At 43.6% G+C, this 14,842-nt stretch carries 14 protein-coding genes; 8 read left to right on the top strand and 6 right to left on the bottom strand.

From position 1 onward, the window contains the following. Positions 1 to 138: 138 nt before the first annotated feature. The 4 genes from FXV91_RS02255 to FXV91_RS02240 all read left to right on the top strand — a co-directional run bounded on the left by FXV91_RS02255 (position 139) and on the right by FXV91_RS02240 (position 3,582). Entirely contained in the window at positions 139 to 1,248 is a 1,110-nt protein-coding gene (locus FXV91_RS02255; protein ID WP_229387928.1) for an amidohydrolase family protein, read from the top strand. A 19-nt stretch (positions 1,249 to 1,267) separates the two neighbouring features. After that, a complete protein-coding gene (locus FXV91_RS02250; protein ID WP_229387926.1) occupies positions 1,268 to 1,726 on the top strand; it encodes a universal stress protein in 459 nt (152 codons plus the stop codon). 85 nt (positions 1,727 to 1,811) lie between these two features. Next, positions 1,812 to 2,666: a CBS domain-containing protein gene (locus FXV91_RS02245; protein ID WP_229387923.1), complete on the top strand. Its 855-nt coding sequence runs from the start codon at positions 1,812 to 1,814 to the stop codon at positions 2,664 to 2,666. A gap of 229 nt (positions 2,667 to 2,895) precedes the next feature. After that, positions 2,896 to 3,582: a 2,5-diamino-6-(ribosylamino)-4(3H)-pyrimidinone 5'-phosphate reductase gene (locus FXV91_RS02240; protein ID WP_229387921.1), complete on the top strand. Its 687-nt coding sequence runs from the start codon at positions 2,896 to 2,898 to the stop codon at positions 3,580 to 3,582. 295 nt (positions 3,583 to 3,877) lie between these two features. Here FXV91_RS02240 and FXV91_RS02235 read toward each other — a convergent pair whose 3' ends face one another. Beyond that, entirely contained in the window at positions 3,878 to 4,597 is a 720-nt protein-coding gene (locus FXV91_RS02235; RefSeq protein WP_229387919.1) for a YkgJ family cysteine cluster protein, read from the bottom strand. Between the two features lie 479 nt (positions 4,598 to 5,076). Here FXV91_RS02235 and FXV91_RS02230 point away from each other — a divergent pair, with 479 nt between their 5' ends. Next, the gene (locus FXV91_RS02230; RefSeq protein ID WP_162197436.1) at positions 5,077 to 5,250 is read left to right on the top strand and encodes a DUF5350 domain-containing protein; all 174 of its coding nucleotides are present in this window, start codon (positions 5,077 to 5,079) and stop codon (positions 5,248 to 5,250) included. 331 nt (positions 5,251 to 5,581) lie between these two features. Here the strand turns inward: FXV91_RS02230 and crcB (FXV91_RS02225) are convergent, their stop codons facing one another. The 4 genes from crcB (FXV91_RS02225) to FXV91_RS02210 all read right to left on the bottom strand — a co-directional run bounded on the left by crcB (FXV91_RS02225) (position 5,582) and on the right by FXV91_RS02210 (position 8,004). Continuing rightward, on the bottom strand, positions 5,582 to 5,950 hold the full coding sequence (gene crcB / locus FXV91_RS02225) for a fluoride efflux transporter CrcB (protein WP_229387917.1): 369 nt from the start codon (positions 5,948 to 5,950) through the stop codon (positions 5,582 to 5,584). Between the two features lie 2 nt (positions 5,951 to 5,952). Beyond that, positions 5,953 to 6,333: a fluoride efflux transporter CrcB gene (gene crcB, locus FXV91_RS02220; RefSeq protein ID WP_229387915.1), complete on the bottom strand. Its 381-nt coding sequence runs from the start codon at positions 6,331 to 6,333 to the stop codon at positions 5,953 to 5,955. A gap of 163 nt (positions 6,334 to 6,496) precedes the next feature. Further along, positions 6,497 to 7,690 carry a gephyrin-like molybdotransferase Glp gene (gene glp, locus FXV91_RS02215; protein WP_229387912.1) on the bottom strand — a complete coding sequence of 398 codons (1,194 nt, stop codon included), beginning with the start codon at positions 7,688 to 7,690 and terminating at the stop codon, positions 6,497 to 6,499. Positions 7,691 to 7,710: 20 nt separating this feature from the next. After that, positions 7,711 to 8,004: a ubiquitin-like small modifier protein 1 gene (locus FXV91_RS02210; RefSeq protein ID WP_229387910.1), complete on the bottom strand. Its 294-nt coding sequence runs from the start codon at positions 8,002 to 8,004 to the stop codon at positions 7,711 to 7,713. An 80-nt stretch (positions 8,005 to 8,084) separates the two neighbouring features. Between FXV91_RS02210 and FXV91_RS02205 the strand changes: the two genes are divergently transcribed. The 3 genes from FXV91_RS02205 (at position 8,085) to FXV91_RS02195 (ending at position 11,752) form a co-directional block, all read left to right on the top strand. Beyond that, positions 8,085 to 9,677 carry a flippase activity-associated protein Agl23 gene (locus tag FXV91_RS02205; RefSeq protein ID WP_229387908.1) on the top strand — a complete coding sequence of 531 codons (1,593 nt, stop codon included), beginning with the start codon at positions 8,085 to 8,087 and terminating at the stop codon, positions 9,675 to 9,677. 116 nt (positions 9,678 to 9,793) lie between these two features. Then, positions 9,794 to 10,414 (top strand): CBS domain-containing protein, encoded by a 621-nt coding sequence (locus FXV91_RS02200; RefSeq protein ID WP_229387905.1) that lies wholly within the window; start codon positions 9,794 to 9,796, stop codon positions 10,412 to 10,414. Between the two features lie 153 nt (positions 10,415 to 10,567). Then, positions 10,568 to 11,752, top strand: coding sequence for a cation:proton antiporter (locus FXV91_RS02195; RefSeq protein ID WP_345945465.1), 1,185 nt, complete (start codon positions 10,568 to 10,570; stop codon positions 11,750 to 11,752). A gap of 73 nt (positions 11,753 to 11,825) precedes the next feature. Here the strand turns inward: FXV91_RS02195 and FXV91_RS02190 are convergent, their stop codons facing one another. Then, positions 11,826 to 14,588: a cation-translocating P-type ATPase gene (locus FXV91_RS02190; protein WP_229387900.1), complete on the bottom strand. Its 2,763-nt coding sequence runs from the start codon at positions 14,586 to 14,588 to the stop codon at positions 11,826 to 11,828. Between the last annotated feature and the right edge of the window lie 254 nt (positions 14,589 to 14,842).

Below are 14,842 nucleotides of genomic sequence, written 5' to 3'. Positions count from 1 at the left end.
AAGATTCTGGATGCCCGGAACAGAGAAAGATGTCAAGATAGTATAAAAGGGGCTTAAGGAAAAGTTATATATGATGTATATGTTTGGTCTTCCATTAACTGAGCACAGGCGTTTGATGATCAGCAGAGGTGCGTATATATGTACGGCACTGAACAGATAATTTCCGGAACAATTATTGCAGGTCCCGAACTGGATCCCATAGAGGGGTACATTTGTGTAAAAAACGGGATTATCACGGAAGTTGGAGAAGAGCGTACATATTCTGCAAATATAATAGCTCCCTGTTTTGTCAATGCCCACACCCATCTAGGAGATTCAGTTTGCAAAGACCCTCCACTGGGAAATGCTTCCGGTTTTCGGGTTCAGAGAGACCTTGACTCTCTGGTAAAGCCGCCGGATGGATTGAAACACAGAATCCTCAGGGAAACTTCCTATAAAATACTTATCGAGTACATTAGAAAGTCCCTATTAGACATGATTGAGACAGGAACCTGTGCTTTTGCGGATTTTAGAGAAGGAGGAGTTGTAGGAGTTGCAGCCCTCAATAAAGCTCTTGAGGGACTTGAACTGCACTCCCTTGTATTTGGTAGACCTACAGAACCCGAGCTACCGTTGGGGGTGGTGCTTGCCGAAGTAAGAAGAGTTTTATTGCACTCCGATGGACTTGGAATAAGCGGAGCAAACGATCTCGATATGGAACTCTTGCAGGAGATTACAGCCTGCACACGAAATATAAAAAAGCTCTTTGCAATCCATGCAGGGGAAAAGAACAGAAGTGACATTGAAAAAGCCCTATCTCTGGAGCCCGACCTGTTGATTCATCTGACACAAGCCACAAAAAAAGATCTTGATGAAGTAGCTCAGACAGAAATTCCAGTTGTTGTCTGCCCGAGGTCGAACTTCGTAACAGGAGCAGGCATGGCACCAATAGCTGAAATGCTTGAGGCTGGAATCCGGGTAGCAGCAGGTACAGACAACGTAATGTTAAACTCTGTAAATATGTTTGCTGAAATGGAGTTTATGTCCAAAGTATTTTCGATCGAAGATAGGCAAGTATTTAAAATTTGCACACTTAATGGTTCTTTTGTAATGGGGCCTGGTTCCACGGGTTCTATAGAAAAGGGGAATAAAGCTAATTTGATGATCTTGAACGGGAGTTCAAACAATCTGGCAGGGATAAAGGACCCTATAAGTGGAATCACAAAGAGGGCAAGGCCCGACGATATATTAGCGGTGCTTCATTCGTAAAGAAAATGGAGAGCAAGACATGACGAGCGAGTTTTACCGGAATATAGTAATTGCAACAGACGGATCCGAGAATACCCAGAGGGCAATTTCTTACGGAATTGAGATTGCAAAACTCAGTGGGGCTATAGTTCATGCACTTTATGTAGTGGACACATCTTCTTTTTCTTCAATACCGATGAGCTCGGACGGCGGCTGGGAAGCAATGTTCGAAATCCTTAGAAAGGAGGGGGAGAGAGCTGTTTCTGCCGTGAAGTATCAGGGAGAGGCTGCAGGAGTAGAGATAAGAGAGGTTGTATGGGAAGGGAACCCGAGTAACGTGATTATCGAGTTCTCAGAAAATAACAATATTGACCTGGTAGTTATGGGGACACTTGGAAAAACCGGGCTTGACAGGTTCCTTCTGGGAAGCGTTGCAGAAAAAGTGGTCAGAAGCTCAACCGTTCCGGTAATGGTTGTCCGGAGTGGAGAAACAAGCTGATAGTGCCATCAACTTGAAGCCTTTTGAAGAAGAAGCGATATAAGAAAAAATCCAGGATTCAGAGGACAACACAGGTGTAGATCAAATGCCAAAAAACATCTTCATAGAAGATATCATGGTAAGGGACGTCGCATGCGCGACCTTGCCTGGTTCCAGGGACGAGGTTCTTAAAATTCTTAAGAACAAACACATCTCGGGAGTGCCGGTACTCAAAGATTCCAAAGTAGTTGGAATCGTGACCAGGACAAACCTTTTACAAAACCCTGAAGAAGAACAGCTTGCCCTTCTTATGACACGAGATCCGATAACCATATCCCCTGGATCGGACCTGCAGACTGCCGCACGCCTGCTCCTGCAGCACGGCATCAGAAGGCTTCCTGTGGTTGATAATGGAAAGCTCGTGGGACTTGTTACGGTTGCAGACGTCGTGGGCACAATTGCGGATATGAATATTGATATTCCGATCAAGGACTATGTGGAAACGGAAGTAGTTGCAATTTATAGTGAAACACCTCTGCCGGTCGTAGCGAGGATTATGGAGCTTGCCGGTGTTAAGGCTGTGCCTGTACTCGATGCTGCCCTGGAACTCATAGGGATCATTTCGGACAGGGACGTCATCTCTGCGAGTATTATTGAAGACAGTGTGGAGATGTCGGACATGTCCGCAGGTCAGGACGACGATGCCTGGACCTGGGAATCCATGCGAGATACCATGAGCATTTATTACAGTGTGTCCAGAATTAAGGTCCCCAATATGATCGGAAGCGATATCATGATCCGGGAACCGATCACAGCTACTTATATTGCATCAGTCAGCGACTGCGCAAGAAAAATGAAGCGTAACAGGATCGACCAGATACCGATCATTAATTCAAACCGCAAGCTTCAGGGCCTCTTAAGAGACCACGACCTCCTGAAGCCACTGATAGACTTTGAATAAAATAGCTTAAATGTCTGACTGAAATCAGTTTTGAGCCGGGCCAGAAATAGTTCAAACCCCTGCTCAAACTTATCTCAGTCAAAAAATAGAAGTAGACTGAAAAAAAGCCTGAAGGAAATAGACTTGAAGCCAGGTGCCAGGTCTATTCCAGAATTCCAGTGCGGAAAGACGCTTTAAAATAGAGCACCTCAATTTTTCTCAACTTAATACTTTTTTCAGGAGCCATAAAATGAACAGGCCCTTTATTTTTATAAACTCTGCTATGTCAGCTGACGGCAAGCTCTCAACAAAAGAGAGAAAGCAGGTAAAGATCTCCGGAAGACTAGATTTTGAGAGAGTGGATGAGCTCAGAGCTCAGGCAGATGCGATCATGGTAGGGATAGGAACCGTACTTGCCGATGACCCAAGTCTCACTGTAAAATCTCCTGAAAGGAAAGCCGCAAGAAAAGCTGCCGGAAAAAGCGAAAATCCGGTAAGAATTATCGTGGATAGTGTCGCAAGAACTCCTCTAGATGCTGATTTATTCAAGAAAGGAGAAGGGCTCAGGATAATTGCTGTTTCAAATTCAGCCCCCGCAGAAAAAATCAAAAGTCTGGAAGAAAAAGCTCTGGTCCTTAAAACAGGAGACCTTAAAGTTGACCTTACAGAGCTTACGGCAAAATTAAAGGAAATGGGCATAAACACACTCATGGTCGAAGGAGGTGCGACCCTTAACTGGGGCATGCTTTCCGCAGACCTTGTTGATGAGATATATACTTTCGTTGGAAACCTTATCATAGGAGGAAAAACAGCCCCGACTTTTACGGACGGGGAAGGTTTTACAGAAGCCGAACTTCTTGGGCTTGAATTGCTTTCGGCTGAAAAAATAGAGGACGGAATACTTCTTAAATGGAAGGTTAAAGGGAAAAGGAATTAGACTCTCCTCTTCTAACTTATTTTAGCAAAATATCATTTTTAATCTTATTAAGTGAAAAATTAATTTTGTTTACAGCAGAACACTTCATAAAAGTAGATAAACAACTGATGTAAACAACTGATATAAACAACTGATATAAACAACTGGTAGATAAACAGCTGGTCCGTCCAGTGAATTGAGGAAATCTGTCAGTTTTACCTATCTGCCTCAACGGGTATATTTCTGACCATGTGAGTTGTGATCTGACTCAATAGAGTACATTTTTGACTCCAGGTTACATGTTTGACTCTGCCGGTTACCTTTTTGATCCAGACCTGAGCTTTTGCATTTCAAACCCGCCTCTGCAGTATACGAAAACTTCCAGCTCGCATTTCCCTTTAAGAAATTCCCGCATTCTGCGGTCATAGATCTTCTGGACATGTTTAAGACCATTCTTCCTGAAATGAGCCTGTAAAGCTTCGAGAAAACCAATCATCTGTTTGAGATAAGCTTCTTCATAAGCCCTGGTCTCCTGTGAAATTGCTTCGCAGGTTGAATCGTCGAGTTCTGAATGATAACTCCCGTGCTCGTTTAAGCCGCTTATCTGCCGCCAGTCTACTTTTCCGGTTTCATCGGCTTCCCTGTGAAGCATATGGGGATATACTCTGCAGATTGAAGGGCGGCTTCCATAGATCCTGCACTTTTTGTTTTCCAGGAAAATACAGGAGCCGTCAGGCTTTGTTTTCAGGGCATAGCCTGAAACATAGAACCTGCCGTTCTGGTCGCAAAATTCGTAATAGGGAGCAGGAGTGACGGCATCCGGATCTATTTGCTGTATAATTTCAAGATCTGAATCAAGCAGGAACACATGGTCATTAAACTCTTTAGTACAGCAGCGGGCACAGAGTTCACACCTGAATCCCAGTTCTTTGATTATGCCGACAAACTCAGAGTCCGGGAAGCTTATTAAATCCCCAAGTTCCTCTCGCGCGTCGGCAAGCCTGATTTCAATAGGATTGTTTTTTACGGAAATCACCTTTTCAAAAGAAATACTGAATATTTGTCCTGCTATTCGTCTATCCTGCTATTCATCCTGTTTATAGCACCATCTGAGTAACTGTACAGTTCCACATGGATTTATATGCATTTTCCAGAGGTAGAATTATTTATATCTTACGCATATCTGTTACATTTTATGCCTGGATTTTGGGCTATGTCCGTAACATTTAATTACTAGCATTTCTCTTTATGATAAACTCAAGGCTTGATGAAACTTATAATTTCTTACTTTCAGGCTTCAAGGAATATCAAGTATTCCGATTAAGATTATTGACAGATTATCGATTTGACACATTATCGAATCAAAATACCTCTATTGCTAAAACACTGCTGAGGAAAAAAATCCGCGGCAAACAGCAGTGGTCAGCAATAAGGCAAATATGGTATGTGAATAAATCACCTGTAAATTAAAGCAAATACAGAATAAATTCAAATCAAAATCAACGAGGAATGATAATGGGCAAAACCGGCAGCATTGATTGGGTAAAGGTAAAAGGCAGAAAAGGCAGAGTAATTAAGGTCCCGAAATCGAAAGCTCAGAAAGCACACCCAGGACCTTCACAGCGCTTCACCTCTTCAGGTCACAAGAGGCGCTTCATAAGAAGATCTGCAAAAGCCCTTGTAAAGTAATTTTAAGGGCTTTTCTATTTTTACCTTTTTTTTAGTTATATTTTTTAGCTATTTGCCAGCCTTTTTTACGTGAATTAAAGGAGCTAGTTTACTCCAAGCAATACCGACCTCGAATCTCCAGAACCCTATTTTAATTGATGTTTTTAAATTCACTGCTTCTAATAGCTGATGCTTCATAAAAAGAACAAATTAAAAGTAATAACTTAAGCAGACAGAAAAACTTGAAATAACCATTTAAAATATTCTTCATCTGATCTTCTTCATCTGAACCTTCTTCATCTGAACCTTCTTCATCTGACCTTCTTCGCCTGCCGGAGGAATAATTTCAAGATCAAAACCTGAGAGCAAGATACGCAATGCTTACCCCCATGAGGCAGAGAATAACATTTAGAAAGATATTGAGAAAAAATGAGATGTTTTGCCCTTCTTCGAGCAGCTTGAAAGTTTCATAGGCAAAGGTTGAAAAAGTTGTGAAGGAGCCGAGAATTCCTATGTTCACCAGATAGACCATTGATTCGGGCTCAGAGGAAAAAGTAAGGAGAGCAAGCACCATACTGCCCAGAAAATTTACTATAAGGGTTCCTGCCGGAATATTCCGGATTTTTGGTATACGGCTTGAGACAGTATAGCGGAGAGACGCCCCTATAAAGCCGCCCGTACCTATCAAAAAGAGCTCACCAAGGCTTGAAACGGGAAACATGATCAGGTCTCCCTGTTCGAGAGGGCTTTTATAACGCTCCTGCCAAAGAATACGCCCGTAAGGGTCAGAAAGAGATTGGCACTGATGTTTCCAAGGGCAGGAATAAAAGGCATGCTGAAAGACTGGACTGCAAATGTAGAGAAGGTCGTAAATGCTCCCATAAACCCGGTCCCGAATGCGATCTTTCCTTTAGGGCCTATGAATCCCAGGTACTCAGTGTCATACATTATCATGCCCAGCATGAAACTCCCTAGTACGTTTACAGACAGGATGCCAAGCTGCCCTTCCACAAGCTCGCAGAGTAAAAATCGGCAAACTGCTCCCAGAAAGCCGCCAGCTCCTATTAGAAAAATCTTGTCCATTTCTTTATCTGGAGAGGGCATTTTCTTCACTTATATTGTTAGTAAAAAATGGAGTAAAGGACGGTTACGTTGTTCCTTCTACCTCCTGTTAGTATAAAGTTTTATTCATTTCCAGAGAGCGAAAAAATAAAAAGAGTTAGCCGAATTCGTCTCTGTTTATCTGTTTTATTGATGAGGAAGACAATTATTCGATAAGGAAGACATCTACTTCCTGTCCTTCCTCATAGCCTTCCACATGCTCAGGAACGAGTACATAACCGTCAGCCTTTGCAACCGAACTAAGAACTCCTGCCCCAGCCCCCATAAGCGGGCGCACCCTGTCCCCTTCAAAGACAACGCGGATGAAGTTGACGTACCCTATTTTCGAACTTATTTTTGCAGCCAGGCGCTTTCGAAGGACAATTTCCGGCATTTCAGGTATCGAGCCCAGTTTTCGGATTCCAGGGCGGACAAAGAAATAAAGGGCAACAAGACCGGCAACAGGGTAGCCTGGAAGACAAACCACTGGAGTTTTACTTATCACACCAAGGGCTGCAGGTTTTCCAGGGCTGAGACCGATGCCGTGAACAAGCAGTTTTCCCAGGGACTCCACAACTCCCGGAGCATGGTCTCTTTTACCGACCGAAGTCCCACCTGAGAGGAGGATCATGTCAGCGTCAAGGTTTGCCTCTACTGCTTCTTTTATGCTCTCAGGGCGATCAGGCACGATCCCTGTGCATCTGGGAATCCCACCCCACCGGTTCACATAAAGGGCAGCCATAAGCCCATTGGTTTCAATTACCATCCCAGGAGGGGGAACTTCGTCAGCTTTCTCACGGCTTACCAGCTCGTCTCCTGTAGGGATAATTGCAACCACAGGTTTTCGAAAAACACTCACCCTGTCAAGCCCGAGGGATGCAAGGACTGCAGCATCACAGGGACGAAGGAGATGCCCCTCTTCAAAAACCAGATCTTCTTTTTTTATGTCCTCTCCAACCTGCCCGACGTTCCTTCCAGGATAAACCTGAGCCCTTATCTCAACCATATCCCCGGTTGTAACAGTGTCCTCAACCATTACAACCGCATTAGCCCCGTCAGGCAGGGCAGCTCCGGTATGAACCCACATAGAAGTTCCTTCCTCTATACTGTCAGAAAGCTGTAAGAGCACGGGATTTGCAGGAGAGGAGCCCTGCGTATCAGATGCCCTTACAGCGTATCCGTCCATTGCAGCACGCCTGTAATGAGGGACGTCCCTCCCGGAAACTACAGACTCTGCAAGTACCCTGCCCGCACAGGCTTCAAGTGGCACCTCATCGGTATGCCTGAGAGGGGAAATGCTTTCAAGGAAAAGCTGTAAAGCTTCATCAACTGAAGTGCGTTCTTTGAATATCCTGCCCATATCCTCGCCCCTGGAAAAAATCATCCCCCGGAAACAGGAGGCAGAACTCCAATTTCATCCGAGTCCTTAAGGAAAGTGTCAAGCCCTTCAAGGTGCCGGACATTATTTCCGTTGATCAGGACATTAATAGAGCCGCAAAGGACCGGGCTTTCATCCTTTTCATCTAACTTTTCAAAAATAAGGTTTTTTAACTCAGGATATCTCTCAGTGAGGGATAAAAGGACATCGATAACCTTTTCTCCGGAAAGCAGGAGTTCAGGTGTGCCTGCTGCCTCACGCAGATTTGCAAATAACTTAACCTTTACTTCAGCCATGAGGAAGACTATTTCATCCTACTCCTTAAATATACCTATGCCTCATAAGAAGCAGTCATCACCGGAAGGTTTGGGAAACAATGCAGCAAAGTCCAGATAACGAAACCGCAAATTCATCGGGGCTCCCGGATAAAAAGTACTGGCTTCTCGGGTTTCTGATTGTGTTTTTTGCCCTGACGCTCAGGCTATTTAAGCTTGGGGAGAGGGTTTTCCATCATGATGAAAGCGTACATGCCAGTTTTACCCTCAAACTGCTCGAACACGGAGAGTACAGTTATAATCCAGCCTACCATGGTCCTTTTCTCTTTCATTCTACTGCAGCCATCTTCCATTTTCTGGGAGTAAATGATGCAACAGCCCGCCTGGTTCCTGTCTTTTTCGGAGTTGCAACTCTTCTTTTGCTCTTCTTGCTGAGAAAAGAACTGGGAAAAAACGGAGTGCTCTGGTCAATGTTTCTGCTTGCATTTTCTCCAGGCATGGTATACTTCTCAAGGTTCTTCAGAAATGATATGATAATTATATTCTGTACCCTGGCTATTGTTGCAGGCGCATTCCGCTATCTCGACAATATTCACAGCTCAAAGCGATACCCTTACGTCATCCTGGCAGCATCGTCTCTTGCCCTTGCCGTGTCTTCAAAAGAAAATGCCTATCTTATCATCCTCATTTTCGGGGCTTACGCCGGACTGGGCTTACTATACTGGATTTATTCAGACTGGAAAAAAGAAGGAGTGGGGCTGCAGAAGACTCTTCTCCGTAAAATTTCAGCTCTTTTACCTTACCTTCCTGAGCTCCTTCTTTCAGGAGCATTGTCTGTTTTTATCATATTGTTTTTTTACTCCAGCTTTTTCAGGAACGATGTATCCCTGTTTTCAATCGTGGAAAGAGCTTTTAACCACTGGATGGAAATGCACAGGATAGAGAGGATAGGAGGTCCTTTTTACTATTATCTCCCCATTCTTTTTAGATATGAGATTCCGGTTATACTCTTTGGGACTGCGGGCTTTATCCATTTTCTGGAAAATAAAGGGCGAAGTAAAGGACAGAATTATTCATTTTTCCTTTTCCTCTGTTACTGGGCACTTACCAGCCTGCTGCTCTATTCTTATCTGCAGGAAAAAGTCCCCTGGCTTGTCGTACATATCATCCTGCCTTTCGGACTCCTTGCAGGAGCTCTCCTTGGAGAGGTATTTTCCCGAGATACTGAAGGCGGAAAACCGAAACAGGCAAATTATTCTGGCAAAACCAGCACATTACTGGCAGGAATTCTGGCGCTCACTCTGCTGATCTTTATAGGTCAGTGCATTTCAGTAAACTACTACCGCAGTATGGAACCGACTGAACTGATCACATACACGCAGGCCTCTCCAGAGATTCGCGAGCTCATGGAAAAGATAGAGGGATTCGACCGAAGGCCTGAAACCCTGAGGCTTTACGTGGTCGATCCGAATCAACTGTACTGGCCCCTGCCCTGGTACCTGCGAGACTATGAGAAAATAGGGTACTCTTCAAAACTACCCGAGAGCAGTAAATATGATGCTATAATCGTGCCCATATCCTATGATATGTACAGGGAAATCCCTGAAGAAGAATATTCCTCTTACAACTTTACTCTGCGCCCGGGAAGAGATTTCACCCTCTATTATAAGAACAAACTTGAAAAAACCGAATAATCCTTTTCCAGGCAGCGAAACTGAAATTCTGGGTTTTTTATATAAATAAAGATTCACATAGTAAGTGTAGGAACAGAAAGAATCAGGATATAAAGATAGCTGTAGTTGGGGTGTTCATGCTGGTAAAGAGTTTTACACAGGGAAAAAACTCTGGGAAAAACGGCATCGATAATGCAGAACCTGAAAAAAGTTTCCGAAAAGGAGACGAACTTTCTGAAGCTTCTCAGGAATCTTCTCAAAACTCAGAAGCATTTTTCGAATCAATCGTTAAGGGATCTGAAGGCTGCCTCTGGATGACGATTGAAGAGCTTATGACCAGAGACCTGGTAACAGTAAATGAAGATGCACCTGTTGAAGAAGTATTCTCACTTTTTGCAAAACATCCTTACCATACCCTGCCAGTAGTTAATAATAAAGGGGAGCTTGCAGGCATTATTGACCTGGACATCATTCTTGAGATTCTACTTTTGTGCCTGATGCCCAGAGAGAAACACACGCCTTTTACAGCTAGAAGGTCTCTGGGAGAAAATGCAAAAGAAATCATGATTAAGCATCCTGTGACAATCTCTCTGAAATCCACACTGAAGGATGCCTCTGATCTTATGATGAAGCACAGGTTTGACCATATATGTGTCAATGATGATGGAAAACTTGTAGGGATCATATCCAAGAGAGACCTAGTAAAAGAGATTTGCAGAAGAAGAAAAAAAGAAGGCTCTAAGGAAAAAGAGGACTGATAAAGGAGAATTAGAAAAAGGAGGTAAAGAAGGGAGTTAAAGAAATAAAGGCTAAGAGGGAAGTAAAAGGAAGTGAAAGACGCCTCCGAAGAGTCTTAAGTAACAGACAATTTAGACAGGGTTGAGATAAGAAAAAGTAAGGGGGTTACAGCCATAAGTGCTCTGTTTCAAATATTATTTCTTATTTTCAGCGTGAAAATACTGGGTGAGGCAGCAGAGAGAATTGGTGTCCCCTCAGTTATGGGAGAGATTCTGGCTGGAATATCATTTGGAGTACTTTTTCTTGACATAGAGACCGAAGTAATTGCCTTCTTTGCCGAACTCGGTTCGATTTTTCTTCTTTTCACTGCAGGATATAAAGAGGTTAACTTCAAGGAACTGAAATCCGCATCATTAACTGCCCTTGTTCCTACGCTTTCCCAGATTATTTTTGCCTTTGCTTTCGGTTTTTTACTCGGAAGGATTTTTAATTTTACTTTTCTTCAGAGCCTTTTTATGGCGGTTGCTTTCAGCCCGACAAGTATAGGGGTGGTGATCAGGACCCTCATAGACCTGAATTATCTTTCCAGCAAGCCAGGTACAGTAATGCTCTCCTCGGCGATCCTGGATGATATAATAGGGATTTTTTTGCTCTCTGTAGTGGTCACCTTTGCCCGCTTCAACCGTGCGCCTTCAATTCTGGGTATTCTTACGATTGCAGGAAAAATTCTGCTTTTTCTGCTGATTATGTATATTCTCGGAAAATACTTATTTCCCAGGATTTTTGGCTATGCTCAGAAAATGCATGCAAAAGAAACAGTATTTTCCCTTGTGGTCATGGTAGCCCTTTTTTCTGCCTATCTTGCAGAGTTTTTTGAGCTTCATGCAACAATAGGAGCATTCATAGGAGGAATATTAATCTCGGAAATCCCCCTTGCCAAGCTCCAGGATGTGCAGAGCAAAGTAGAAGGGCTAGCTTATGGAATTTTGATCCCACTCTTTTTCGCATTCATAGGCTTTTCAATTGACCTGTACACCCTGGGAAATACAGGCCTCTTTGCTCTCGTGGTCATCTTCCTCGCCCTCTCAGGAAAGCTAATAGGGGGTTTTATAGGATCAAAAGCTATAGGTTTTGATTTTTACGAGAGCTTTATTTTCGGGGTAGGAGTCATGCCCAGAGCAGGGGTAGAACTTGTCGTGCTAACCATAGGCAGGGACCTGGGGATCATTAATCAGGAAATATTTTCGGCGGTAGTGCTTATGGTGGTTATATCCATTCTGATTTCACCTTCAGCGTTGAAATTTGCAATTCAAACTGAAAGAAAAAATAAAACAGATAGAGAAATAAGTGTGGAATAAGGACACAACTATCCAAAATGGAAAGGAAATAGGGTATGCTATTAAGACTTAGAGCCGGAAAAGATACCCCATTTTATACATATTCCTTTTGATCAGCGCTCTTCCTAGAGTTCAGGTACTTTATAATCTCCACCGAAATGAGTGTGGTGGAAGCTAAAGCCAGTATGACTCCCCACTCAGAAAGTGAAAGGGGAACTGTCCTGAAAGCAAATTGGAGGAACGGGACGTAAATCACCATCAACTGCAGGACCACTGTGGTCAGGACCGCATAGACCAGAGCTTTGTTTGTAAAAAGCCCCAGAGAAAAAACTGAATACTTATCAGAACGCCAGTTAAATGCATTGAACATCTCTGAAAAGACCACGAGTGTAAAGACCATAGTCTGCAGTTTCGAAATAGAAAAACCATTATCCAGGGACCAGACTAAAAGTATCAGTGCCTGAGAGGCGATAAGCCCTCCCAATCCCAGCCCGGCAACGATTTCACGGCGGGTGATAAGCCCTTCCTTAACGTTCCTTGGCTTCTGTTTCATAAGCCCCCTGTCAGGAGGTTCAACAGAAAGAGCCATCGGAGGGAGACCATCCGTTATCAGGTTAATCCACAGGATCTGTACGGCAAGCAGAGGAAGGATCTGCCAGCCTAGAATTACTATGAGGACAATAAGGACTTCTCCTATATGGGCTGTAAGTCCGTAGGTGATGAAATTCTTAATGTTCTTAAATATATTTCGTCCTTCTTCAACCGCTGAGACAATGGACGCAAAGTTATCATCGGTCAGGATCATGCTTGAGGCTTCTTTGCTGACGTCAGTGCCTGTAATGCCCATTGCTATGCCCATATCAGCAGCTTTCAGGGCAGGCGCATCATTAACCCCGTCTCCGGTCATTGCTACAACATAACCCTTCTTCTTAAGAGCTTTTACCACCCTCAGTTTATGAGCAGGATAAACCCGAGCGTAAACCGAGACCTTTTCAACTCTTGCCTCAAATTCGCTCTCGTCAAGGCTGTCAAGTTCCGAACCAGTAAGAGTAAGGTCGTTTTCTTTCAAAATCCCGAGTTCTCTTGCAATTGCAGCTGCTGTAACCTTATGGTCTCCAGTTATCATTACAGTCTTTATGCCGGCATCCTCACAGGTTTTGATTGCAGCTTTCGCTTCTTCTCTTGGAGGGTCTCTCATGCCAATTAACCCTGAAAAGACCATGTCTCCTTCGACCTTTTCTGCAGGAATTTCCCCGGAAGAGACTTTTTCTGGAGAAAAACCTTCATCAAACGAACGGAAAGAAAGGGCCATAACCCGCAGAGCCTGATTAGCTAGTTCTTTAACCTGCTCGGAGATCTCCTGCTTCTGTTCTGGAGTTAAATCTTTTATTTCACCGTTGAGAAGAATCTTTGTACATGAGCCAAGAATTACCTCAGGAGCTCCTTTTGAGAAAGCCACGAGCTCGGAATCCAGAAAGTTGCCCGGACCGTCTTCCAGCTTATTGAAGGTTGTCATTCTCTTACTTTCGGAAGAGAAAGGGATTTCCGCAAGTCTCGGATACTTTCGATCAAGTTCGGATTTTTCAAGTCCAGCCTTTGCCGCAGCGACTACTAGAGCTGCTTCTGTCGGATCCCCTGTAATTTTCCATCTATCTTCTTCTTTATAAAGATTTGAATCGTTGCACAGAGCAGCCCCGAGTAAAAGTACTCGAAGATTCTTATCATCCTCCGGTACTTCTGAATCCTCTTTTTCTGAATCCCCTTTTTCTGAACTGCCTTTTAGAAATTTCCCCTCAGGATTATACCCGACTCCCGTTACCTTGAGAACCGTCCCATTAACATATATCCCCTCAACCGTCATTTTGTTCTGAGTGAGCGTGCCTGTCTTGTCGGTACAGATAATATCCGTAGCACCCAGGGTTTCTACTGAAGGCAGTTTTCTTATAAGGGCATGCCTTTTGACCATGCGCCTTATCCCGAGCCCTAGCCCTACTGTGACGACTGCAGGAAGGGCTTCAGGAATAGCGGCAACTGCGAGCGCAACGCCCCAGAGAAACATGTCGATAGGGGGAAAGCCGGAAAAGACGCCGAGCACTGCAACAAAAGCTACGATTACAAGAGTTGCCGCGCCAATCCACCTGCCGAATTTATCAAGGCTTTCCTGCAGAGGGGTTCTGGACCTTTCGATTGTCCCGAGAAGCCCGGCAAGCTCTCCAAAAGAAGTTTTCATGCCTGTTGTCGTTACAACAGCTTTTCCTCTTCCATAGGCAACTGCAGTCCCTGCATAGACCATATTTTTTCTGTCAGCCTCAGGAGTGTCAGCAGGTAGAGCATCGGGAGTTTTCTGGACAGGCACAGATTCCCCTGTGAGCGAGGACTCATCGACTTTGATGTTATACTCTTTAATTACCCTGGCATCTGCAGGGATGCGGTCTCCGGTCTGAAGCAGAAGAATATCACCGGGAACCAGTTCTGTTGATGGGATCTTTTTTTCAGCCCCATTCCTTATTACTACTGCTTCCGGAGATGTCAAGGACTTAAGAAGTTCGATCGCTTTTTCAGCCCTGTACTCCTGCACAAAACCTAGAATTCCAGCAAGAAAAACAGTAAATAAAATCACTACTGCATCAATGGCCTCACCGAGTATAGCCGACACAATGGAAGCAATTATCAGGATAGCAATTAAAATACTTTTGAATTGTGATAGAAGAAGTCGAAAGATAGGGACTTTTTCTTTTTCTTTAAGTTCATTTTTTCCATATTCTTCCAGTCTCTTTTCGACTTCTCCGGAGTCCAGGCCTTTTTCTGATGTCCTGAGCTTCTCAAAAACCGAGCTAATTTCCTGATCGTAGTACAACCCTTACCCTCACTTCTTTTTAATGAGACATCTCTGAACTTAGCATGTCCTGTGCTTTAATATGAATGAGTTTAATGTATATATAGCGGTTAGACACATCGATATGCAAAGGGGTTTTTATGTAATTTGCAATTCTACAAAATATTTTCCTGGAAAAAAATGTTAAATCTATCTATTTCTCTATATAGAAATCACATATTGTAAATACCAATTATCAGGGATTAAAATACCAATTATCAGGGCTTAGTTTAAAA

Source organism: Methanosarcina sp. DH2, from assembly GCF_020804225.1.
In the GTDB taxonomy this organism is placed as follows: Archaea; Halobacteriota; Methanosarcinia; order Methanosarcinales; family Methanosarcinaceae; genus Methanosarcina.
Note: the sequence above shows the minus strand (reverse complement) of the source record. Positions and strands in the feature narration are given on the sequence as shown.